Consider the following 21,890-nt stretch of genomic DNA (forward strand, 5'->3'; position numbering starts at 1 on the left):
GGTGGCAGCATGCGCCAATGGTAGCTATTCGAAAAAGCAATGAGGAAGGCCACCGCCGGAAATTTCTGGTGGTGATCGACGATACGCCCGAATGCGACCGGGCGATCGTTTACGCCGCCAAGCGGGCGGCCCGCACCGGTGGCGTCGTGACGCTGGTCTATATCATCGCGCCTGGGGACTTCCAGCACTGGTTGGGGGTCGAGGACATCATGCGGGCGGAAGCGCAGGAAGAAGCCGAATCGACACTTGCCAAAGCCGCCGAGCGGGTGCGCTCCGTCGCCCGGACGGAGCCGGAAACCGTCGTGCGCGAAGGCAGCATCGGGGAAGAGATCCTGGAATTGATCGAATCGGATGCCGATATCGCAATCCTGGTCCTGGCGGCAGGCACGGGATCGGAAGGGCCGGGACCTCTTGTCTCGTCCATTGCCGGAAAATCGGGAAGTCCCTTTCCGATTCCGGTGACGATCGTGCCGGGCAACCTGGATGACGATTCCATCTCGGCCCTGGCATGACCCGGGGGCGGAATTGAGGAAAGAAATCCGCTGGAAAGCTTGACCGGACGGGATTTCTCCCTATCTAGTTTTTAATTGTTCCAAACTGATCGAAGATGCGTTAGAAGCATTCATCGGTGTTTTGCGATGGAGAGACGCAAGGCACGACGGCAACTGGACGCGTTGAACCAGCGCGAGGACAACACAAGATGTTCATTCAAACAGAAGCAACTCCGAATCCGGCGACCCTGAAGTTTCTGCCGGGCAAAGTGGTCTTGCCGGAAGGCACCTACGACTTCCGCACGCGGGCGGATGCCGGCGTGTCGCCCCTGGCTCAGAAACTGTTCGATGTCCCCGGAGTTCTTGCTGTGTTCTTCGGTCACGACTTCGTGACGGTGACCAAGGACGATACCGACTGGCAGCATATGAAGCCGGCGATCCTCGGTGTCATCATGGAGCAGTTCATGTCCGGCCAGCCGGTCATGTCCTCGGGTGAGGGCGAGGATACCGAGGAAGGCGAATTCTTCGAGGAAAGCGATTCGGAGACCGTCAACACCATCAAGGAACTTCTGGAGACGCGGGTTCGCCCGGCCGTTGCCCAGGATGGCGGCGACATCACCTTCAAGGGCTTCAAGGAAGGCATTGTCTATCTGTCGATGCGCGGTGCCTGTGCCGGTTGCCCTTCGTCCACCGCGACGCTGCAGCACGGAATTCAGAACCTTTTGCGGCATTTCGTGCCGGAGGTTGAGGAAGTTCGCCCGATCTGAGCGGAATTTCTTTTTGATTTCAAAGGTCCGGCCGGTGTGCCGGGCCTTTTTTATTTTGGACGCCCGATCTCTGTGGAAGGCAAGCCCCCCTTTGGACTTAGGTCCAAAGCGCGGCTCGACTCCGCAAGCCCCTCGGGGTAGTGGCATGGAGAGGGGTTCCGGCGGCGGCATGTGCCGCCCGCGATCCGAACGAACAACGATTGACCTGAAATGCGTGTCCTGGCCATCGATACCGCACTTGCCAATTGCGCCGCCGCTGTTCTCGACAACGGCGCCGGAACGGCGTGTTTCGAGGCCTGCGGCGAGGAAATCGGCCGCGGCCATGCGGAACGGCTGATGGACATGATCGGCGAAGTGATGGCCGAAACCTCAACCGCCTTCCTCGATCTGGACCGGATCGTCGTCACGGTCGGGCCGGGAAGTTTCACCGGACTGCGTGTCGGCCTTGCCGTAGCCCGCGGGTTCGGACTTGTCCTCGGCAAGCCGGTTGTCGGCGTCACCACGCTCGCCGCCATTGCCCGGGAAGCCGCACCCCATGATGGGGGAGCGTCGGTGCTTGTCGCGCTGACAGGCAAGGCTGACGAGGTTTACTGCCAGGAATTCACGTCTTCGGGAACCCCTGCCGGCGAGGCCGGGGTCCGCAGCTTGAAGGATCTTGCGGCGACATTGCCGGAGGGAATAAGATTGGCCGGATCCGCGGCCGGCAGCGTCGCGGAGACGCTCGCCATACCGGCGGAACGGATTTTGTCTCGCAGCGGTTTTCCGTGTATTCGGGATGTAGCCGAGCTGGGGCTCGCCGCGGTTCCGGCGAAATCATCGCCTTCGCCGCTTTATCTGCGGCCACCCGACGCAACGCCGCAGACCAAGGGAAGGATTGAACGGCAATGAGTTTTTGGTGGTTCTGGACCCAGCCGCCTGTCGTGGAAGAGGCGCTGGACGAGGATCTGCCGAAGATAGCCGAAATTCACGCAGCCTGCTTCGCACACAACTGGAATGTGGACGAACTCGGGCGGATGAAAGCCCAGGACGGCGTCACCTTCCTGGTCGCCCGCCGGGCCAGCCCTTACGGGACACGCGCGCCGCTCGGTTTCCTGATCCTCAGAACGGTCGCCGACGAGGCGGAAGTCATCACGATTGCCGTGAATGCCCGCCAGCGCGGCCGGGGGATCGGCAAAAAGCTGATGGAAGCGGGGCTTTTTCGTCTTTACGCGGAACGTTGCGAGCATCTCTTTCTTGAAGTCGATGCGGCCAATGACGGCGCATTGCTGCTTTACCGGTCGCTTGGCTTCAAGGAGGTCGGACAGCGCAAGGGGTATTACAGCGAGAGCGGCGGGGACGGTACAGCGCTTGTCATGCGCATCGATCTTCGATAAGCGCTGTAGCTGGATCAACGGACTTCCGATCGGGATCGATTGAAGGTCTGAAAGCGGATCGATCGAAAGTGTTTGAGCATCTTGTGTGCGTTCAGATGAATGCACGATGCTCTGGCGAACTAAAGAATACCAGCGGGCGGCATCTCAATGGCGGACGAAGAGCAACTAACGCTAGCGGATATGTGTATCGCAAAGGGCATGCGCATGACCGAACAGCGGCGTGTCATTGCCACGGTCATTGAGGAAGCCTCGGACGAGCACCCGGATGTGGAGGAGCTTTACCGCCGTTCCGTGTCGATCGATTCCAGGATCTCCATTTCGACGGTATACCGGACGGTGAAACTGTTCGAGGATGCCGGGATGATCGAGCGGCACGATTTCAGAGACGGCCGCTCGCGCTATGAAACCGTTCCGGACGAACACCACGATCATCTGATCGACCTGCGCAGCGGTCAGGTTATTGAATTCCGCAACGAGGACATCGAAGCCCTGCAGGAATTCATTGCCAGGAAGCTTGGATACAAGCTGGTCGACCACCGGCTGGAACTCTATGGCGTTCCCCTCGATCCTTCGAAGGACGAAAAGGACGATGGCTGAATTCAAGGCCGCTCTGATAATTTTTCTTCTGACGATCGTCTCGTTGATCCTCATTCCGCTGCAATGGATCGCGATCCGGCTGCAGCTTCCGGTGCGCAGGAAACTGCCGCAGATCTGGCATCTGATCGCCACGCGGCTGGTCGGTATCCGTATCCGCCAGATTGGCCGCCCGTGGCCCGACAGGCCGCTGCTGATTACCTCCAATCATGCCTCCTGGGTCGATATCACGGTCATCGGCTCGCTCATGCCTTTGTCCTTCATCGCCAAATCCGAGGTCTCCGGCTGGCCGGTGTTCGGACTGTTCGCAAAACTTCAGCGCACAGTGTTCGTCGACCGGACAAGACGGGCGCGGACGGCCGAGGTGACCGATACGATTGCCGGCCGCATGTCGGCGGGCGACGCCATGGTGCTGTTCGCCGAAGGCACATCCAATGACGGCAACGGCGTTCTGCCCTTCCGCTCGGCTCTCTTCGGCGCGGCGACGCGCGCGGTCGGCAACGGTGGCGGCGAGAAGGTCTGGGTTCAGCCCCTGTCGGTGGCCTATCAGGGCTTTTACGGTCTGCCGATGGGCAGGGCGCACCGGCCGCATGTCGCCTGGTATGGCGATATGGAACTTGCCGGTCACCTGTGGGGTATCTTCTCCCGTGGAGCGCTCGATGTGATCGTGCGCTGGGGCGAGCCGGTCCTGGTCGACAGCGGCACCGACAGGAAGGCGCTTACGCGCCGGCTGGAGGGTGAAGTGCGGGCTATGACAGTCGCTTCCCTGCTGCAAAAGCCGATTGAAAGCGAAGATTCCGGCGAAAGCGGCGATTCGGGCGAAATCGGGCCGTTCGAGTTCTTCTCAAACGCGGAAAAAACCGGTAAAGCTGGCGCCTGAATTTAGCGAGTGCCGCTGCAGCCATGCTTGAGCGGAAAGAATGGGCGCGAAGGATATCAGGATCCCGCCCGACGGCGCTTACACTCACGACATGCCGGCCGCGTGACGCAGGCCATGAGGAGCGAATGACAAGCCGCCCGGAAGCAGACCAGGAAACGACCGCATCCGCCGTTTCCCTGACCGCAGAGAAGACAGCAGCAGTGACAGGAAACACGCGCAAGGTATTCGTGCGCACCTATGGCTGCCAGATGAATGTTTATGACAGCGAACGCATGACCGATGTGCTGGCGCCGGAAGGTTTCCAGGCGACGGAAAACATGGAAGACGCGGATCTGGTCATTCTCAACACCTGCCACATCCGTGAGAAGGCCGCCGAGAAGGTCTATTCCGAGCTCGGCCGCATCCGCAAGGTGAAGGAAGCGCGCGCGAAATCCGGCAGGGAGATGATGGTCGGCGTCGCCGGCTGCGTGGCCCAGGCGGAAGGTGAGGAGATTTCCAGGCGTGCGCCGATTGTCGATCTGGTCGTCGGTCCCCAGAGCTACCACCAGCTTCCCGCGCTTCTGGACAAGGTCCGCCAGGGCAAGAAGGTTGTCGAAACCGAATTCGACATCGATGCGAAATTCGATCACTTGTCCGCGCGCGCCCAAACACCTTTGAAAAAGCGCCCGCCTTCCGCTTTTCTGACCGTGCAGGAAGGCTGCGACAAGTTCTGTACCTTCTGTGTCGTGCCCTATACCCGCGGCGCGGAAGTGTCCCGCTCCGTGGCGCAGATCGTAAGCGAGGCGGAGCGCATGGCCGCCTCCGGTGTTCGGGAGGTCACGCTGCTCGGCCAGAATGTCAACGCCTACCACGGCGTTTCGCCGGATGGCGCGACATGGGGACTTGGCCGCCTGCTGCGCCGGCTCTCCGAAATCGACGGTCTGGACCGGCTGCGCTACACGACCAGCCATCCGCGCGATATGGACGACGATCTCATTGACGCGCACCGGGACCTGAAAACCCTGATGCCCTATCTGCATCTGCCGGTGCAGTCCGGATCCGACGCGATCCTCAAGGCCATGAACCGCCGGCATACACGCGATGAGTATTTCCGTCTGATCGACCGGATTCGCGACGCGGCGCCCGGCATCGCGCTTTCCGGCGACTTCATCATCGGCTTCCCGGGGGAAACGGACCGGGATTTCGAGGATACGATGGATCTGATCCGCCGGGTCGGTTACGGCTCGGCCTTTTCGTTCAAATACAGCCCGCGGCCCGGCACGCCGGGAGCGGCCATGGACGATCAGGTGCCGGAAGATGTAAAATCCACACGTCTGGCCGCCTTGCAGGATCTGGTGAGCGAACAGCAGAAGGCTTTCAACACGTCCCGGCTCGGCATGACCTGCGACGTGCTTCTGGAAAAGGTGGGCCGCAATCCAGGTCAGCTCGTCGGCAAGTCACCGTGGCTGCAGCCGGTGCAACTGGACGCTCCGGAGAATCTGATCGGCGGCATACAAGCGGTGGAAATCGTGGGGACAGGATCTAATTCGCTGTTCGGACGCCTGATAGACGGGCAAGATGAAACTGACTTTACCGGGGCCATCCCGGCTCCGGCGGCTCAGGCCGGATGACTACAGGAGACGTCGTTTGACGCGTGACAGCCAATCCTCTCCCCGCAAGTCTTCGGACCCGTCTTCTTCCGCCGCCGCTTCGGCCTCCGATATGACCCACATCGTCCTTGCTTTTGAAGACAACCGGCTGATTGGAGATCTCTTCGGTCAATTCGATCAGAACCTGGCCCTGATCGAGCAGCGGCTGGGCATAGACGCGATCGCGCGTGGCAACCAGGTCACCCTGAAGGGCTCCCAGGCCGGCTGCGCGCAGGCGCGCACGGCGCTGGAATCCATGTACCAGCGGCTGCTGCAGGGGCAGGAGATCCATCCGGGCGATGTGGATGGCGCCCTGCGCATGGCCGCTGCCACGGAAGCGCAATTGCCCCTGCCGACACTGGAGCCCAAGTCCCGGCTGGCCTTCGCCCAGATCGCCACCCGCCGCAAGACCATCGTCGCGCGGACGCCGACGCAGGACGCCTATATCCGCGCCATGGACCGGGCCGACCTGATCTTCGGCACAGGCCCGGCGGGCACAGGCAAGACATTCCTGGCCGTCGCCTATGCCGCCGCGCTTCTGGAGCGCGGCGATGTCGCCCGCCTGATTCTGTCGCGTCCGGCTGTTGAAGCCGGCGAACGGCTCGGCTTCCTGCCGGGTGAAATGAAGGACAAGGTCGATCCCTACCTGCGTCCGATCTACGACGCGCTCTATGAAATGATGCCGGCGGAAAAGGTGGACCGCGGTCTGCAGTCCGGGATGATCGAGGTCGCCCCGCTCGCCTTCATGCGCGGCCGCACCCTGTCGAACGCGGTTGTGCTGCTCGATGAAGCCCAGAACACAACCTCCATGCAGATGAAGATGTTCCTGACGCGCCTTGGTGAAGGCTCCAAGATGATCGTGACCGGTGATCCCAGTCAGATCGATCTTCCTCCCGGGCAGAAATCCGGCTTGCGGGAGGCTCTGGGGCTTTTGACGGACATTCGGGAAGTCTCCCATATCCGCTTCAATGAAACCGATGTCGTCCGTCACGAGCTGGTCGGCCGGATCGTCACCGCCTACGACAATGCCTCCCGTGAGGAATCGGAGGCCCGCGAAAAGCGCTATTCCGAACGCCGGCGCGGCGCGCCCCTGGAGGAAGCAACTCCTCGCGCCCGTGAAACCGCGGCGACCTGAAGGGCCTTGGAACCGTGATGCCCGGCCAGTTGCCCGATGGATTTCTGATTGATCTCGCGTTAGAGGCGGGGGAATGGCCCGAAGAAATCGAATTGTCGCGGCTGGCAAGCCGGGCGATTTCGGCGGCTTTCGTCGAAACCCGTCTGCAGGTGGTTGAAAACACGGAAGTCTCGCTTCTCTTCACCGACGATGCCGGGATCCGGCGGTTGAACGCCAAGTGGCGGGACAAGGACAGGCCGACGAACGTCCTGTCTTTTCCCGGCGGCAATCCGGACGGTGATGTCTACGGACCGCTGCTGGGGGATATCGTATTTGGATACGAGACCGTTTCTCGGGAAGCGGGGGAATTGGGAATTGAATTCGGCGACCACCTTTCCCATCTGATTGTTCATGGTTTACTTCACCTTTTCGACTATGATCATCAGGATGATGAGGAAGCAGAGCTGATGGAGCGCCTCGAGAAAGCCATACTGGCGTCTCTGGGCATCGATGACCCTTACGCGGACAGGCCCCTTGTGGCGGACGGCGATTAAGTGGCATCATGAAACATGTTGTTTTTGTATTGATGGATGATGAACGCAGTTGAACCGCAAAGTCCGGCGGGCGAGCCGAAGGCCGCCACGCCAGGACAATCTCAGGACGGGGAAGACCCGCAACAGACCAGGCCGCAGCGATCTGCGGCCTTGCTCGGAAATCTCAAACGCGTGCTGCGCTTGGGGCGCCAGTCATCGTCGCTGCGCGAAAATCTTGAAGACGAGCTGGCGCGGGAAGGCAGCGACAATGCGTCGTTCTCTCCGGAAGAACGCATGCTGCTCGGCAATATTCTGCGCCTTCGGGAACTGCGTGTCGACGATGTCATGATCCCGCGCGCCGATATCGAGGCGGTCGATGTGGGCACCAGTTTGAGCAGGGTGATGGAACTGTTCCAGAAGAGCGGCCATTCCCGCATGCCGGTCTACGAGGATACGCTCGACGATCCTCGCGGCATGGTGCACATCAAGGACCTGATGGCCTTTATCGCCGAACGTGCCGCAACTGCCAGGCCTGCAACTGCTGTGGACAAAAATACCGATGCGCCCGACGGGGAAACCCCTCTTCCCAATGGTTCGGCGCGCAATGGCCACAACAGGCCGGACCTTGATCTGTCCGGCGTGGATCTGTCGGTCACCTTGAAGGAAACCGAACTTCTGAGGGATCTGCTGTTCGCGCCCCCCTCCATGCCCGCTACCGATCTGATGGCGAAAATGCAGGCCGACCGGATCCAGATGGCGCTGGTCATAGACGAATATGGCGGTACGGACGGTCTCGTGTCGCTGGAAGATCTGGTCGAAGAGGTCGTCGGCGACATCGAGGACGAACATGACGAGGCTGAGGAGGCCATGCTGACCCCGGAAGGAGAAGGCATATGGATCGCCGATCCGCGCCTGACCCTGGAGGATCTGGACGAGGCGCTCGGCACCGATCTGACGAACGGCGAAATCTCCGAGGATGTCGATACCCTGGGCGGCCTGCTCTATGTCTCCGTTGGCCGGGTTCCGGTTCGAGGCGAGCTGCTGTTCGTGCCCGACGAGATGCCGGGCTTCGAATTCGAGATCATGGATGCGGATCCGCGGCGCATCAAGCGGCTGAAGATCCGCCGCCGCCGCGCGGAGCCCCGTCAGCAGGAATTGCGCCGCCGCCCGAAACGCGCCGACGGGCCTTTGAGCGAAACCGGTCGCGACAAGGACGCCGACCCGGACGGGTCGGCCGTTTCCGAGGGACACGGGCCGACCGGCAAACTTTCATAATATGCCTTGACCGCCTTGCGGCGAGACGACAAATCTCCTGACCTCTGAAACAGGAGAGCAGTCCCAAATGCACTGGTTGTCTCAACGCCTGACCGTTCTGCCGAATTTCTTCCTTCTGGCCTGGGGCTGGCAGCGCCGCGTATTGTGTCTGCTGTGCGGAGCGGCGACGGCGTTTGCGCTGCCGCCTTACGGGCTGATACCGGTTCTGGCGATAACCTTTCCCTGCCTTGTCTGGATGCTGGACGGCGCTGTTGAGCCGGGGCCGGGAAAGGCGCGAAAACGGCTGCGCACCGGTTTCGCCCTCGGCTGGCTGTTCGGCTTCGGCTACTTCCTGTCCGGGCTCTGGTGGATAGGCGCGGCCTTTCTCGTCGAGGCGGAGCGCTTCGCCTGGCTGATGCCCTTCGCGGTTCTGGCAATGCCTGCCGGCCTGGCGCTGTTCACCGGGCTCGGTGTTGCGCTTGCGGCCTTCTTGTGGACGGATCGGTTCTACCGGATTGCGCTTCTGGCCGCCTGCCTGTCCCTTTCGGACTGGCTGCGCGGCCATGTGCTGACGGGCTTTCCCTGGAATGCCTTCGGCTACGGGGTTTCCGGGTCGCTCACACTATCGCAGACCGCGAGCCTTGTCGGCATTTACGGCCTGACCTTCCTGACGATCGCGCTTGCCGCTGCCCCGGCCGTCCTCGCCGATGCAAGACCCTTGCGGCAACGGCTCGCCGCGCTGGGCGCCGCAATCGCCGCGCTGGCCCTTGTCGCGGTTTACGGCTCTGTCCGTATCGCCACGGTGGAGATGCGGGATGCGGCGCTGGATATCCGCATCATTCAGCCGTCGATCGGCCAGAAGGACAAGTGGCGGCCGGAGTTCAGGGACAAGATTTTCCAGACTTACCTGGACATGACCGAGACGCCTCTTGGCGGCAGTGCCCGTGTCGGCATGCCGAGGCTTGTGGTCTGGCCGGAATCGGCCGTGCCTTTTCTGCTGACACAGGAGCCGGGCGCCTTGTACCGGGTGGCAAGCGCTCTTGGTGAAGGGAGCGAACTGGTGACCGGAGCCATTCGCGCCGAAGCCGGAGGCGATGGCGCCCTTTACTTCAACAGCGTCTATCTGATCGGCGGCGATGGCACCGTTCGCGGCATATACGACAAGGTCCGCCTGGTGCCGTTCGGAGAATATGTGCCCTTTCGCTCCCTGCTCGACAGGCTTGGAATTTCCAGCCTGGCCGGTCCCCTGGAAGGGTTCGAAGCGGGATATCAGCGGCGCGCCATGTCCACTGCCGGCGGTTTAGATTTTCTACCCCTGATTTGCTATGAGGCGATATTCCCGGCCGATCCGCCGGAAAAATCCGGCGCGCCGGCATTTCTCCTGAACGTGACCAACGATGCCTGGTTCGGACGCACTCCGGGTCCCTACCAGCATTTCGCGCAGGCCCGCATGCGGGCGATCGAAACGGGTTTGCCGCTCATCAGGGCAGCGAATACGGGCATTTCGGCGATCGTGGACGGGAAGGGGGAAGTGATTGAGGCTCGTTCGGTATTCGAAAAGGGTGTGATCGACGGCAGGCTGCCGCAACGCCTTGATAAAACTTTCTACGGTAAATTTGGCGATGCAACTTTTCTTCTGGTGGCGGTATTGCTCGTGTTTTTTGCGATGGTGCTTGGATACAACCGGCACTCGCGTTTAAATTGATATTTTTTGTTTGAGTTGAGTGAAGGAAGTGTGATACAACCGTGAAATAGCCGATTGAGGGCTGCTTCATGTACAAGTGAAGGGTTGCGGGCAAACTTCGGTCTCTTGGGTCTGGTGGGAGGATACCGGGAGAGCTTGTGCTAACGACAACGAGCGGACATTCGCCGCGAAAACAAGAAAGTGCGACGTAAATGCCGAGTAAGAAGTCTCCGAATCCGATTGATATTCATGTTGGCAGCCGTGTCCGGCTCCGGCGCATGATGCTTGGCATGAGCCAGGAAAAGCTGGGCGAAGCCCTTGGCATCACCTTTCAGCAGATTCAGAAATATGAAAAAGGCACCAACCGGATCGGCGCCAGCCGCCTGCAGCATATCGCGACTGTGCTGAAAGTGCCGGTGGCCTTTTTCTTCGAAGATGCTCCGGGCACCCCGGATGAAGCTGAAGGCTTCGGGGAAACGCAGCCAACCTCGTATGTCGTGGACTTTCTGTCCTCTTCCGAGGGACTGTCTCTCAACAAGGCGTTTGTGCGGATTGAAGATCCGAAAGTCCGCAGGCGGATCGTTGATCTTGTCCGCTCTCTCGCCGGCGATGAGTGACAAAAATTCATCTCGCGCTTGACGTGGCGAATAACTTCTAAGATTGATGCTTCTCGAAGCGGCGATGTCATTCGCCGCTTCAATAATATTCATTCCCAGAAGGACGATCGCCAATGGCACGTCAGAATTATCTCTTTACCTCCGAGTCCGTGTCCGAAGGACACCCGGACAAGGTCTGCGACCGAATTTCCGATGCGGTCGTGGATGCTTATCTGAAAGAAATGCCGGAAGCCCGTGTGGCCTGCGAAACGCTGGCGACCACCAACCGGATCGTCATTGCGGGTGAAACCCGTGGTCCGGCGACCATCACCAGCGACTATATCGCTCATCTGGCGCGCATGGCCGTGAGGGACATCGGTTACGAGCAGGATGGTTTCCATTGGGAAAACTGCGAAGTCGCCGTCCATCTGCACGCGCAGTCCGCCCACATTGCCCAGGGCGTGGATGCCGGTGGCAACAAGGATGAAGGCGCGGGCGACCAGGGCATCATGTTCGGCTACGCCTGCCGCGAGACCGAAGAACTGATGCCGGCTCCGATCCTTTATTCGCACAGGATTCTTCATCTGCTTGCCGATGCCCGCAAATCCGGCAGGGAGCCCACGCTCGGCCCGGACGCTAAGAGCCAGGTCACGGTCCGCTATGAAAACGGCAAACCCGTCGGCGCGACCTCCATCGTCCTGTCGACCCAGCATCTGGACCCGGCACTGACATCCGAGGATGTCAAGAGAATCGTCGAGCCTTACATTCGCACCGCGCTGCCCGAGGGCTGGATCTCCGGCGATACCGTCTGGCACGTGAACCCGACCGGCGCTTTCGTCATCGGCGGTCCGGACGGCGATGCCGGCCTGACCGGCCGCAAGATCATTGTCGACACCTATGGCGGCGCCGCGCCGCATGGTGGCGGTGCCTTCTCGGGCAAGGATCCGACCAAGGTCGATCGCTCCGCTGCCTACGCGGCCCGTTATCTTGCCAAGAACGTCGTGGCCGCGGATCTTGCGGACCGCTGCACCATCCAGCTTTCCTATGCGATCGGTGTCTCCGACCCGCTGTCCGTCTATGTCGATCTGCATGGAACGGGCCGGTGCGACGAAGCCAGGCTGGAAACGGCGCTTCGCGATGTCATGGGTCTCAGCCCGCGGGGCATCCGCGAGCATCTGAAGCTCAACAAACCGATCTACGAGCGCACGGCGGCCTATGGCCACTTCGGCCGTGAGCCGGATGCGGACGGCGGATTCTCCTGGGAAAAGACCGACCTGGTCGACCAGCTTCGCCCGCTTGCCGGATAACATCGCGAAAGCGTACTGAAAGAAAAGGATCGCCGGCCAGTCGCCGGCGATCCGCTGTTTGAAGTTGTTGCAAGATGGCTGACCGCTACGAAGGTTCCTTTTTCGGCCGCCGCATAGGCAAGCCGCTGACCCCGCGCCGTGAGGCGCTGATGAAAAGGGAACTGCCGCGCCTGGGACTGGACCTTGGCAGGCCCGCTCCCGCCGATCTGCGCGATCTGTTTGAAACGGACATCCGGGATATCTGCGTGGAAGTCGGTTTCGGCGGCGGCGAGCATCTGCTGCACCGCGCGCGCAGCAATCCCCGCACCGGTTTCATCGGTGTCGAGCCATTTGTCGGCAGCATGGCCAAGGCTCTGGCCGCGATAGTGGAAGAGGGGCTGAAAAACGTCCGCCTCTATGATGACGATGCGGTTACCCTGCTCGACTGGCTGCCGGAGGCTTCCGTGGATCTGGCCTATCAGCTCTACCCCGATCCCTGGCCGAAATCGCGGCACTGGAAGCGCCGTTTCATCAATCGGCTCAATCTTTCCCGCTATGCCCGGGCGATCAGGCCGGGATGCGAATTCCGCTTCGCCAGCGACATCGACACCTATATCGACTGGACCCTGCGCCATTGCCGCGATCATCCGCAATTCGAATGGACGGCGGAAACGGCGGCTGACTGGAAGACGCCCTGGGAGGGGTGGCCGGGCACGCGATATGAAGCCAAGGCGATCCGCGAGGGACGTATCGGCCGCTATCTGACGTTCCGGCGGGTGTGACGGCCGGTTTTTGGGCACGAATGGACTTCTTTGCGGGATTCCTGTCTGCGGCTCTTGCCTTTTTGCGGTCTTTGGCGTTATACAGCCGGTGTTTCACCTCAACGGCTTATCTGGGCATTTGAGAGTGGGCCCGCCGGGGACCCGCTCTTTTCCGCTTACTTAAACCGGAAACTGAAGAATTCGAGCAGGATTGCCCTATGTAAACCGACAGTCAGGCATATCTGATGCTCTAGGCCGGAAACGGCCGCAAACGGGAGCCAAGTGTGAGCGCACACGAACCGAGGATTGTGACGGAACAGGGTGTTGACGCCCGTGTTGCCGCGATAGTGGAGCCGGTCATCGAAGACCTGGGCTACCGCTTGGTGCGCACCAGGATCAGCGCGGCCAATGGCTGCACGCTGCAGATCATGGCCGAACGCTCTGACGGTACGATGTCCGTTGAAGACTGCGAAACCGTCAGCCGTGCCGTGTCTCCCGCCCTGGACGTTGAAGACCCGATCAACCGGGCTTATCATCTGGAAGTTTCGTCTCCCGGTATCGACCGCCCTCTGGTGCGCTCCGGCGATTTTGAGCGCTGGGCCGGCCATGAGCTGAAGGTCGAAATGGCTGTCATGCTCGATGGCCGCAAACGGTTCCGGGGCACTCTGCTTGGCGTGGAAAACGGTGCGGCGAAGATCCGCCTTGCCGATGCGCGCGAGGGCGGGGAAGACACGGTGGCCTTGCCGCTCGAAAATATCGGCGAAGCCAAGCTGGTGCTTACCGACGATTTGATTACCGCGGCTCTTAAGGCGGAAAAGGCGGCTCTGGCTGCCCGCGAACCGCAAGAAGAGCTGACACAGGACAACGCGCCCAACTAAGCACACGGCTTGGCGGCAGGAAGATTAAAGCGCCCGGTACGGACCCGACACGAAAAAGGCGCAAGAGGAGTGGAATATGGCAATCAGCGCGAACCGGCTGGAACTGCTGCAAATCGCTGACGCGGTCGCACGGGAAAAATCGATCGACCGGATGATCGTCATCAACGCGATGGAAGATGCGATCCAGAAGGCGGCCCGCTCCCGTTACGGCACGGAAACGGAAGTTCGCGCCGAGATCAATCCGAAAACCGGTGAGATCCGTCTGCAGCGTCTTTTGCAGGTTGTCGACGCAGTCGAGAACGTTTCGACCGATATTTCGCTGGCGGATGCGCTGGCGCGCAACCCGGAAGCAAGCCTTGGCGATTTCATCGCCGAACCGCTGCCGCCGCTCGACTTCGGCCGTATCGCCGCGCAGTCCGCAAAGCAGGTCATCGTGCAGAAAGTGCGCGAGGCCGAACGCGACCGCCAGTTCGAGGAATTCAAGGACCGCGTCGGCGAAGTCATCAATGGCGTCGTCAAGCGTGCGGAATACGGCAACGTGATTGTCGATCTCGGCCGCGGCGAGGGCATCGTGCGGCGCGACGAACTGATCCCGCGGGAAATCTTCCGCACCGGCGACCGGATCCGCGCCTTTATTTATGACGTCCGCCGCGAGCAGCGCGGTCCGCAGATCTTCCTGTCGCGTACCCATCCGCAGTTCATGGCCAAGCTGTTTGCCCAGGAAGTGCCGGAAATCTACGACGGCGTCATCGAGATCAAGTCGGTTGCCCGTGACCCGGGCTCGCGCGCCAAGATCGCAGTGATCTCCAAGGACAGCTCCATCGATCCGGTCGGTGCCTGTGTCGGCATGCGCGGCAGCCGCGTACAGGCGGTCGTCGGTGAGTTGCAGGGCGAAAAGATCGACATCATTCCGTGGAACGAGGAAGCGGCAACCTTCATCGTCAACGCGCTGCAGCCGGCGGAAGTCGCCAAGGTTGTTCTGGATGAGGATGCCGAACGTATTGAAGTTGTCGTGCCGGATGACCAATTATCACTGGCGATCGGACGCCGCGGACAGAACGTGCGTCTCGCCTCCCAACTGACCGGCTGGGCCATCGACATCATGACGGAGCAGGAGGAATCCGACCGCCGTCAGAAGGAATTCCAGGAACGCTCGCAGTTGTTCATGGAAGCTCTTAACGTCGATGAGATGGTCGGCCAGCTTCTGGCGACCGAAGGATTCTCTTCCGTCGAGGAAGTAGCCTATGTGGAGCCTGAGGAAATCTCGATGATCGAGGGCTTCGATGACGATACGGCTGTCGAGATCCAGGCCCGCGCCCGCGACTTCCTCGGTGAACTTGAGGCGAAACAGGACGAGGAGCGCATCGCGCTTGGCGTTTCCGATGAGCTTCGGTCGATCGACGGCCTGACGACCGCCATGCTGGTTGCCCTCGGCAAGGAGGGCGTCAAGAACATGGAAGATCTGGCTGGCTGTGCGGCGGACGATATCGTCGGCTGGGTCGAGCGCAAGGACGGCGAGACGAAACGCTTCGAGGGCGCGCTGTCCGAATTCGACGTTTCGCGCGCCGACGCCGAGAACATGGTGATGTCGGCACGCCTGGCGGCGGGCTGGGTCACCGAAGAGGAACTGGCGGCGAAGGCGGCCGAGGGGGAAGTCGACGAGGAAGTCGACGTCGAGCCTGTCGAGGCCGCCCAGGAAGAAGTGCCCGGTGGCGCCATCCTGAACGGGTGACGCACGGGGCGAAAGCCCTGGCCGGAGCCTCCCGCGGCCGCATGAGCGCGGCGCGGGAGCTCTGACAAATTAAGATTGATCAGCTTTTCTGCTTTCATGTGGAGTTGGCTGAGAGCAGGTTGATCCGGGGGAGTGGCCACGTGCCCAGGAAGAATGAACCAACCGAACGGCAATGCGCCGTCACCCGGGAGGTTCGGCCCGTGAGTTCGCTGATCCGGTTCGTCCTTGACCCTGAGGGAGAGGTCGTTCCGGACCTGAAGCGGGTCCTGCCCGGACGCGGTGTCTGGGTAACGGCGTCAAGCGATGTTGTCGCTGTCGCCGAAAAGGACCGGAAGAAAATTTTCGGCAGGGGCTTCAAGGGTGAAGCCCGTGTCGAGCCCGGACTGGCGGATCGTGTCGATGCGCTCATGGAACGGTCTGCGCTGCAGGCGCTCTCCATGACGCGCAAGGCGGGCGGGCTGGTCACCGGGTACGCAAAGGTTGATGCGGCACTGCGGCGGGACCCGGTTATCGGGTTGTTGCATGCCTCGGATGCCGCTGACGACGGGGTACGAAAGCTGGCGGCGGTGGCCGCGGGCAGAGAGGAACCGGCAAACGGATGCGAAATCGTTCGTTTGTTCGATTCGGCTCAATTGGATTTGGCATTGGGCCGGTCTAATGTGATACATGCTGCACTGCTTGCGGGGCAGGCGAGCGAAAATTTCCTGTCACGAGTGCGTGACTTGGAGCGTTTTCGCAGCTATTCCGACGCAGACGGCACTAATAGCAACGCTGAAAAGGCAGTTGCGCAGGACTGAAGGCAATATGAGCGATACGAAAACTCCAGGCGACAAGACAATCAGCGTTGAGCGTGGCAAGACGCTTGGCCTCAAGCGCGGCGGTGGCGATCAGGGAACTGTTCGGCAATCGTTCTCGCATGGCCGGACAAAAGCCGTCGTCGTGGAAAAGAAGAAGCGCCGTCTCGTAGGTCCGGGGCAGGAGTCCAAGCCGGAAGCGCCGGCAACGGCGACCCAGCGTCTTGATACGCCGTCCGAAGCGCCGCGCAAGCCGCAGCAGCCGGATTCACAGGCCGCCAAGCAGGCCCGCCAGTCCGCCTCAGGCCATCGTCAGAAAGGCAATGGCAACGTCCTGCGAACCTTGACCAAGGAAGAAGCCGCGGCCCGTTCGGCTGCGCTTGAGATGGCCAAGGTGCGTGAGGTCGAGGAAAGCAAGCGCCGGCTGGAAGATGAAACGCGCCGGGCTGCTGAAGCCGCGCAGCGCAAGATCGAAGACGATGCCCGCGCCAAGGTGGAAGCGGAAGAACGCGCGAAGTTCGAAGCGGAAAACGCCCATCTTGCGGAAGCCAAAGCCAAGGAAGCCGCTGCTGCACCGGAACCGGCCACCGGCGCCGAAGCTGCGCAACCGGCAGGCGGACGTCAGCCGGCCCATGCCGATGGCGGCAGACCGCCCAACCTGAACGAAATGGGCAGGCGGAAAGCTCCCGCCGAAGACACTTCCGCACTGGCTGCACGCCAGCCGGGTGAAGAAGATGATCGCGGCAAAAAGGATCTGCGCGCGGTCAAGCGCCCGAAACAGGCTCCGGCCCCCACCACGGCACGTCCGCGCGCTGGAGACGATCGCCGTCGCTCAAAACTGACGATTTCCGCCGCCACCGGTGGCGATGACGGTCAGCGTGCGCGTTCGCTCGCGTCCATGCGCCGCCGTCAGGAAAAAGCCAAGCGCGGCCAGCAACAGGTGGTGCGCGAAAAGATCTCCCGTGAAGTCGTGCTGCCGGAGGCCATCACAATCCAGGAGCTGGCCAACCGTATGGCCGAGCGTGCTGTCGATGTGATCAAGCTGCTGATGAAGCAGGGCCAGATGCTCAAGATGAACGACGTGATCGATGCCGATACGGCCGAGCTGATCGCCGAGGAAATGGGCCACACGGTCAAACGCGTTTCGGAGTCGGACGTGGAAGAAGGCCTGTTCACACAGGAAGACGACGCGTCCACAAAACAGCCGCGTCCGCCTGTGGTGACCATCATGGGCCATGTCGACCACGGCAAGACATCCCTGCTCGATGCGCTGCGCAAGTCGAAGGTGGTCACCGGCGAAGCCGGAGGCATCACCCAGCATATCGGCGCCTATCAGGTGGACCAGGACGGTCAGAAGATCACCTTCATCGATACGCCGGGTCACGCCGCCTTCTCGCAGATGCGTGCCCGCGGCGCCAAATCGACCGATATCGTGATCCTGGTCGTTGCTGCCGATGACGGTGTCATGCCGCAGACCAAGGAAGCGATTGCGCATGCCAAGGCCTCGGACGCTCCGATCATTATCGCGATCAACAAGATGGACAAGCCGGAAGCCGATCCGAACCGGGTCCGCACCGAACTCCTGAGCGACGAACTTGTCGTGGAATCCATGGGCGGTGATGTCATCGACGTGGAAGTGTCCGCGAAGACCGGTCAGGGCCTCGACAAGCTTCTGGAAATGATCCTGCTGCAGGCGGAAGTTCTCGAACTTCAGGCCAACCCCGACCGCACCGCGGAAGGCATTGTCATCGAGGCGCAGCTGGACCGGGGCCGTGGTCCCGTCGCCACCGTTCTGGTGCAGAAGGGCACGCTCAAGCCAGGCGATATCGTGGTGGCAGGCTCCGAATGGGGCCGTGTCCGCGCCATGCTCGACGAAAACGGCAAGCAGGTGAAGGAAGCCGGTCCCGCCAAACCCGTCGAGGTTCTGGGCTTCCAGGGCACGCCGGAAGCCGGCGACATGGTCGCGGTCGTCGAAAACGAAGCCCGTGCCCGTGAGATCACCGACTACCGTCAGCGTCAGGTCCGCGAAAAGGCCTCTGTGGTCGCCTCCGGCGCCCGCGGGTCTCTCGAGCAGATGATGAACAGGCTGCAGGAAACCGGCAAGAAGGAATTCCCGCTGGTTCTCAAGGCCGATGTGCAGGGCTCCGCCGAGGCGATTGTCCATGCGCTTCATGAACTCGGCACCGACGAGGTCGGAGCACGTATCCTGCTCTCCGGTGTGGGCGGTATCACGGAAAGTGACATTACCCTTGCGGCGGCTTCCAAGGCGCCGATCATCGGCTTCAACGTGCGTGCGAACAAGCAGGCCCGCGAAGCGGCGTCTCGTGACGGTATCGAAATCCGGTATTACAACGTGATTTACGATCTCGTCGACGACATCAAGGCGGCCATGTCCGGCCTGTTGTCGCCGGAACGCCGCGAAACCTTCCTCGGCAATGCGGAGATCAAGGAAATCTTCCACATCTCCAAGGTCGGCAAGGTCGCGGGTTGTCTGGTTACCGAAGGTGTTGTGGAACGTGGCGCGAACGTCCGCCTCATCCGCGACGACGTGGTCATCCACGAAGGCGAACTGGGCACGCTCAAGCGCTTCAAGGACGAAGTCAAGTCGGTCGAGTCCGGTCAGGAATGCGGCATGAATTTCGTCAAGTATCAGGACATGCGTGCAGGCGATGTCATCGAGTGTTTCCGCGTCGAGCAGATCGCCAGAACGCTTTGATCCTGAACTAGGATCAAACCGGTCCAAAATCAGATATGAGGGCGCGCGAAAGCGCGCTCTTTTTACAATTGGACGCGCCAATGGCGCGGCATAAGCGCCGGATTGCCGATCGGTGCGCGGGATGGAACTGCGCGCGTCCGCAATCACGGCGGTCAGGACAACAACAATGGCAAAACATCCCGGACAAGACAGCCGCGGCCCGTCCCAGCGTCAGTTGCGCGTCGGTGAAACCGTGCGCAAGGAGCTGTCGGACATTCTGACCCGAGGTGAATTCTCCGATCCGGATCTGGAAGGGGTCATCGTCACCATTCCCGAAGTCCGCATGACGCCGGACCTGCGCCTGGCGACCTGCCTCGTCATGCCGCTCGGCGGGAAGAATGCCGACAAGGTTGAAAAGGCCCTCAACCGCAGCGCCAAGTTTCTGCGCGGTCAGGTCTCCCGGCGGCTGACGATGAAATACATGCCCGACCTGCGTTTCGTGCTCGACACGCGCTTCGATGACGACGACCGCATCGATACGCTGCTGCATTCGTCCGTTGTCGCGAAGGATCTCGGCAAGGACGAAGAGGAATAGCGGCGAAAGCGCTTTTCTCACTTCGGTGAAGTGTCCTTCCCGGTCCGCCCGAACCGGGAGGACAAGGAGAGCGTCTGTATTTTCTTAAGGGCCACAGCATTCTCTAACGGACCCGACATGGCACGGCAAAAACAGGTCAAAAGAAAAAAGAACGCCATCAATGGCTGGCTTGTGCTCGACAAGCCCTTCGGCATCACGTCGAACGAAGCCCTCGGCAAGCTGAAGCGTATCTTTTCGCCGCAGAAGGTCGGTCATGCCGGCACGCTCGACCCGCGTGCGTCCGGCCTGTTGCCCGTGGCCTTTGGAGAGGCCACCAAGACGGTGCCTTTCGTCATGGACGGCCGCAAGATCTATCGCTTCCAGGTGACCTGGGGCGCCGAGACCGATACCGACGATACCGAAGGCAAGGTGGTCGCGACCTCGGATCTGCGCCCGGAACCTGACGCGATCAACGCGGTTCTAGGCGAATTTGTCGGGACCATCCTGCAGGTGCCGCCGAAATTCTCGGCCATCAAGGTGGCGGGAGAGCGGGCCTACGATCTGGCGCGCGAGGGGGAAGAGGTCGAACTCGCGGCCCGTCCCATCGACGTTCACCGCCTGGATCTCGTTGAATGCCCCGATGCCGACCGCGCCGTTTTCGAAGCTGAATGCGGCAAGGGCACCTATGTGCGCGCGCTTGCCCGCGATCTCGGCCGCCGGCTCGGCACCCGTGGTCATGTCACCGAACTCCGCCGCCTGCTGGTCGGCCCGTTTGGCGAGGACGATCTGATCGGACTGGACGAGATCCTGGAAGCCGCCGAAGAGCTGGCGGAAGGCGAAAGCGTCGAGGCGCTTGTCGCCGAATTCGTCCTGCCGGTGCGCGAGGCGATGGACGATCTGGTTGAACTTGCCGTTTCCGAAGAGGACGCGGCAAAAATCCGCAAAGGCATGGCGGTGCTCCTGCGCGGCCGCGATGCCCCGCTCAACACCGAAGTCGCCTTCGCCAGCCACGCTACTGTTCCCGTGGCGATCGGTTCGATTGAAAAAGGCCGGTTCCAGCCGACGCGGGTGTTCAACCTGTAAGCCGTATATGAACTGCGCAGGCGTCCGAACCCGTCGGCACGGCGGCTGAATGGAAGCCAATTCACCGATATTGACCCTCCGGGCGGGAATGATAGTCTCCGTGCGAATTCGGAGCAGTCCTGATGGAGAGCCACCAAGTCATCGAGCTTATTGCCGGAAAGCTCAGATCGGAAAAACAGGTGCAGGCACTCTGTTTGAGCGGAAGCTACGGCGCCGGTTTGGAAGACGGGTTCAGCGACATCGATTTCCTGGCCGTTCTGGACCACGGAACACTGGATACTTTCGCGCAAACCTGGCGCGCGATCCTGTCGGACATTGGCGAAATTGTACTTTGGAGAGAATTCAAGAGGACAGATCTTCTTGTCAATGCGGTTACGGCGGATTGGCTCAGGATCGATTTGCTTGGCGTGAACGCTGACCGGATCAAAATCGGCCGTGCCCGCAACGGTCTTGAGGTCCTTTTTGACCATGCGGGGCTTTTGGGAGCGCTGCCTGAAGTCCTGGAGGATACCGGCCCCGATCCAAAACAGATGCAATACCAGTTTGAGGAATTCATTCGTATCCTCGGGCTGATGCCGGTCGCCATGGGGCGGCGGGAATACTTCAATGCGATTACAGGTGTGTTCCACCTTCGAAATCTGCTCGTCAGTCTTCTCATCGAGGAGACAAGGGCACCTCACAGAGGCGGAGCGCTGCACCTCAACAGGTTGATCACACACGAGCAGAAAGAGCTCCTCGCCTCCTTGCCTGCGCTTGTTCCAGGCCGGGAGACGGCAATTGAAGCGCATCTTGCCTACGCGGCGGCATATCTTCCTCGGGCGCGCAAATTGGCGGACCGTTACGCAATTCAGTGGCCGCAAAGATTTGAACAAGTGACTTTGAGCAACCTGAGCTCGAAGCTCGGGCTCGACGTTTCACATTTGCTCGACTGAGAATGCTGGCCGAAGCTTTCAGGCAGGCTTTACCTGCGGCCTGGCCGAATGGAGTCTTGTGAAAGATACCACTAGCTTTTCCCGGCGTTTTCCGACATATATCGCCGCCATTGGGCATTTCAGCCCAATTCGTCCGTAGGAATCCTTTGCTGAACGACATCTCGGCTCTGGAAACTCGCGGATCAGGCCGGTCCTCCGGCAGTTCAACGCGTCCGGTCAACGGACCACCACTCTTTGAAAG

At 61.0% G+C, this 21,890-nt stretch carries 21 protein-coding genes; all 21 read left to right on the forward strand.

Going from position 1 to position 21,890, the window contains the following annotated elements:
• The first annotated feature begins 17 nt into the window (after positions 1 to 17).
• The 21 genes from CLV41_RS02165 to CLV41_RS02265 all read left to right on the forward strand — a co-directional run bounded on the left by CLV41_RS02165 (position 18) and on the right by CLV41_RS02265 (position 21,649).
• The gene (locus tag CLV41_RS02165; RefSeq protein WP_103220627.1) at positions 18 to 512 is read left to right on the forward strand and encodes a universal stress protein; all 495 of its coding nucleotides are present in this window, start codon (positions 18 to 20) and stop codon (positions 510 to 512) included.
• Positions 513 to 700: 188 nt separating this feature from the next.
• Positions 701 to 1,258, forward strand: a complete 558-nt coding sequence (locus tag CLV41_RS02170) for a NifU family protein (protein ID WP_103220628.1) — start codon at positions 701 to 703, stop codon at positions 1,256 to 1,258.
• Between the two features lie 210 nt (positions 1,259 to 1,468).
• Positions 1,469 to 2,146: a tRNA (adenosine(37)-N6)-threonylcarbamoyltransferase complex dimerization subunit type 1 TsaB gene (tsaB, locus tag CLV41_RS02175; protein WP_103220629.1), complete on the forward strand. Its 678-nt coding sequence runs from the start codon at positions 1,469 to 1,471 to the stop codon at positions 2,144 to 2,146.
• Complete coding sequence (gene rimI / locus CLV41_RS02180) at positions 2,143 to 2,631, forward strand: ribosomal protein S18-alanine N-acetyltransferase (RefSeq protein WP_103220630.1); 489 nt, start codon at positions 2,143 to 2,145, stop codon at positions 2,629 to 2,631. The genes tsaB and rimI overlap by 4 nt, the downstream gene beginning before the upstream one ends.
• A gap of 147 nt (positions 2,632 to 2,778) precedes the next feature.
• Positions 2,779 to 3,228 carry a Fur family transcriptional regulator gene (locus tag CLV41_RS02185; RefSeq protein WP_103220631.1) on the forward strand — a complete coding sequence of 150 codons (450 nt, stop codon included), beginning with the start codon at positions 2,779 to 2,781 and terminating at the stop codon, positions 3,226 to 3,228.
• Positions 3,221 to 4,105, forward strand: a complete 885-nt coding sequence (locus tag CLV41_RS02190) for a lysophospholipid acyltransferase family protein (protein ID WP_103220632.1) — start codon at positions 3,221 to 3,223, stop codon at positions 4,103 to 4,105. Before CLV41_RS02185 ends, CLV41_RS02190 begins: the two co-directional genes overlap by 8 nt.
• Positions 4,106 to 4,230: 125 nt before the next feature.
• Positions 4,231 to 5,715 (forward strand): tRNA (N6-isopentenyl adenosine(37)-C2)-methylthiotransferase MiaB, encoded by a 1,485-nt coding sequence (gene miaB / locus CLV41_RS02195; protein WP_103220633.1) that lies wholly within the window; start codon positions 4,231 to 4,233, stop codon positions 5,713 to 5,715.
• A gap of 91 nt (positions 5,716 to 5,806) precedes the next feature.
• Positions 5,807 to 6,868, forward strand: coding sequence for a PhoH family protein (locus tag CLV41_RS02200; RefSeq protein WP_103221481.1), 1,062 nt, complete (start codon positions 5,807 to 5,809; stop codon positions 6,866 to 6,868).
• A gap of 17 nt (positions 6,869 to 6,885) precedes the next feature.
• Positions 6,886 to 7,401: an rRNA maturation RNase YbeY gene (gene ybeY, locus CLV41_RS02205; RefSeq protein WP_103220634.1), complete on the forward strand. Its 516-nt coding sequence runs from the start codon at positions 6,886 to 6,888 to the stop codon at positions 7,399 to 7,401.
• Positions 7,402 to 7,437: 36 nt separating this feature from the next.
• On the forward strand, positions 7,438 to 8,655 hold the full coding sequence (locus tag CLV41_RS02210) for a hemolysin family protein (protein ID WP_103220635.1): 1,218 nt from the start codon (positions 7,438 to 7,440) through the stop codon (positions 8,653 to 8,655).
• Positions 8,656 to 8,722: 67 nt separating this feature from the next.
• Positions 8,723 to 10,339, forward strand: a complete 1,617-nt coding sequence (lnt, locus tag CLV41_RS02215) for an apolipoprotein N-acyltransferase (RefSeq protein ID WP_103220636.1) — start codon at positions 8,723 to 8,725, stop codon at positions 10,337 to 10,339.
• 191 nt (positions 10,340 to 10,530) lie between these two features.
• Positions 10,531 to 10,935: a helix-turn-helix domain-containing protein gene (locus tag CLV41_RS02220; RefSeq protein WP_068409002.1), complete on the forward strand. Its 405-nt coding sequence runs from the start codon at positions 10,531 to 10,533 to the stop codon at positions 10,933 to 10,935.
• Between the two features lie 113 nt (positions 10,936 to 11,048).
• Positions 11,049 to 12,221 (forward strand): methionine adenosyltransferase, encoded by a 1,173-nt coding sequence (metK, locus tag CLV41_RS02225; protein ID WP_103220637.1) that lies wholly within the window; start codon positions 11,049 to 11,051, stop codon positions 12,219 to 12,221.
• A gap of 74 nt (positions 12,222 to 12,295) precedes the next feature.
• Complete coding sequence (gene trmB / locus CLV41_RS02230) at positions 12,296 to 12,982, forward strand: tRNA (guanine(46)-N(7))-methyltransferase TrmB (protein WP_103220638.1); 687 nt, start codon at positions 12,296 to 12,298, stop codon at positions 12,980 to 12,982.
• Positions 12,983 to 13,245: 263 nt separating this feature from the next.
• A complete protein-coding gene (gene rimP / locus CLV41_RS02235) occupies positions 13,246 to 13,839 on the forward strand; it encodes a ribosome maturation factor RimP (RefSeq protein ID WP_103220639.1) in 594 nt (197 codons plus the stop codon).
• 76 nt (positions 13,840 to 13,915) lie between these two features.
• Positions 13,916 to 15,571 (forward strand): transcription termination factor NusA, encoded by a 1,656-nt coding sequence (gene nusA, locus CLV41_RS02240; RefSeq protein ID WP_103220640.1) that lies wholly within the window; start codon positions 13,916 to 13,918, stop codon positions 15,569 to 15,571.
• Positions 15,572 to 15,711: 140 nt separating this feature from the next.
• On the forward strand, positions 15,712 to 16,368 hold the full coding sequence (locus CLV41_RS02245) for an RNA-binding protein (RefSeq protein WP_103221482.1): 657 nt from the start codon (positions 15,712 to 15,714) through the stop codon (positions 16,366 to 16,368).
• Positions 16,369 to 16,375: 7 nt separating this feature from the next.
• Entirely contained in the window at positions 16,376 to 19,081 is a 2,706-nt protein-coding gene (gene infB, locus CLV41_RS02250) for a translation initiation factor IF-2 (RefSeq protein WP_103220641.1), read from the forward strand.
• A 166-nt stretch (positions 19,082 to 19,247) separates the two neighbouring features.
• A complete protein-coding gene (gene rbfA / locus CLV41_RS02255) occupies positions 19,248 to 19,655 on the forward strand; it encodes a 30S ribosome-binding factor RbfA (protein WP_103221483.1) in 408 nt (135 codons plus the stop codon).
• Positions 19,656 to 19,772: 117 nt separating this feature from the next.
• Positions 19,773 to 20,717 carry a tRNA pseudouridine(55) synthase TruB gene (gene truB / locus CLV41_RS02260; RefSeq protein WP_103220642.1) on the forward strand — a complete coding sequence of 315 codons (945 nt, stop codon included), beginning with the start codon at positions 19,773 to 19,775 and terminating at the stop codon, positions 20,715 to 20,717.
• A gap of 122 nt (positions 20,718 to 20,839) precedes the next feature.
• Positions 20,840 to 21,649 (forward strand): nucleotidyltransferase domain-containing protein, encoded by an 810-nt coding sequence (locus CLV41_RS02265; RefSeq protein WP_103220643.1) that lies wholly within the window; start codon positions 20,840 to 20,842, stop codon positions 21,647 to 21,649.
• Positions 21,650 to 21,890: the final 241 nt, after the last annotated feature.

The sequence above is a fragment of the Roseibium marinum genome, from assembly GCF_002906165.1.
In the GTDB taxonomy this organism is placed as follows: domain Bacteria; phylum Pseudomonadota; class Alphaproteobacteria; order Rhizobiales; family Stappiaceae; genus Roseibium; species Roseibium marinum.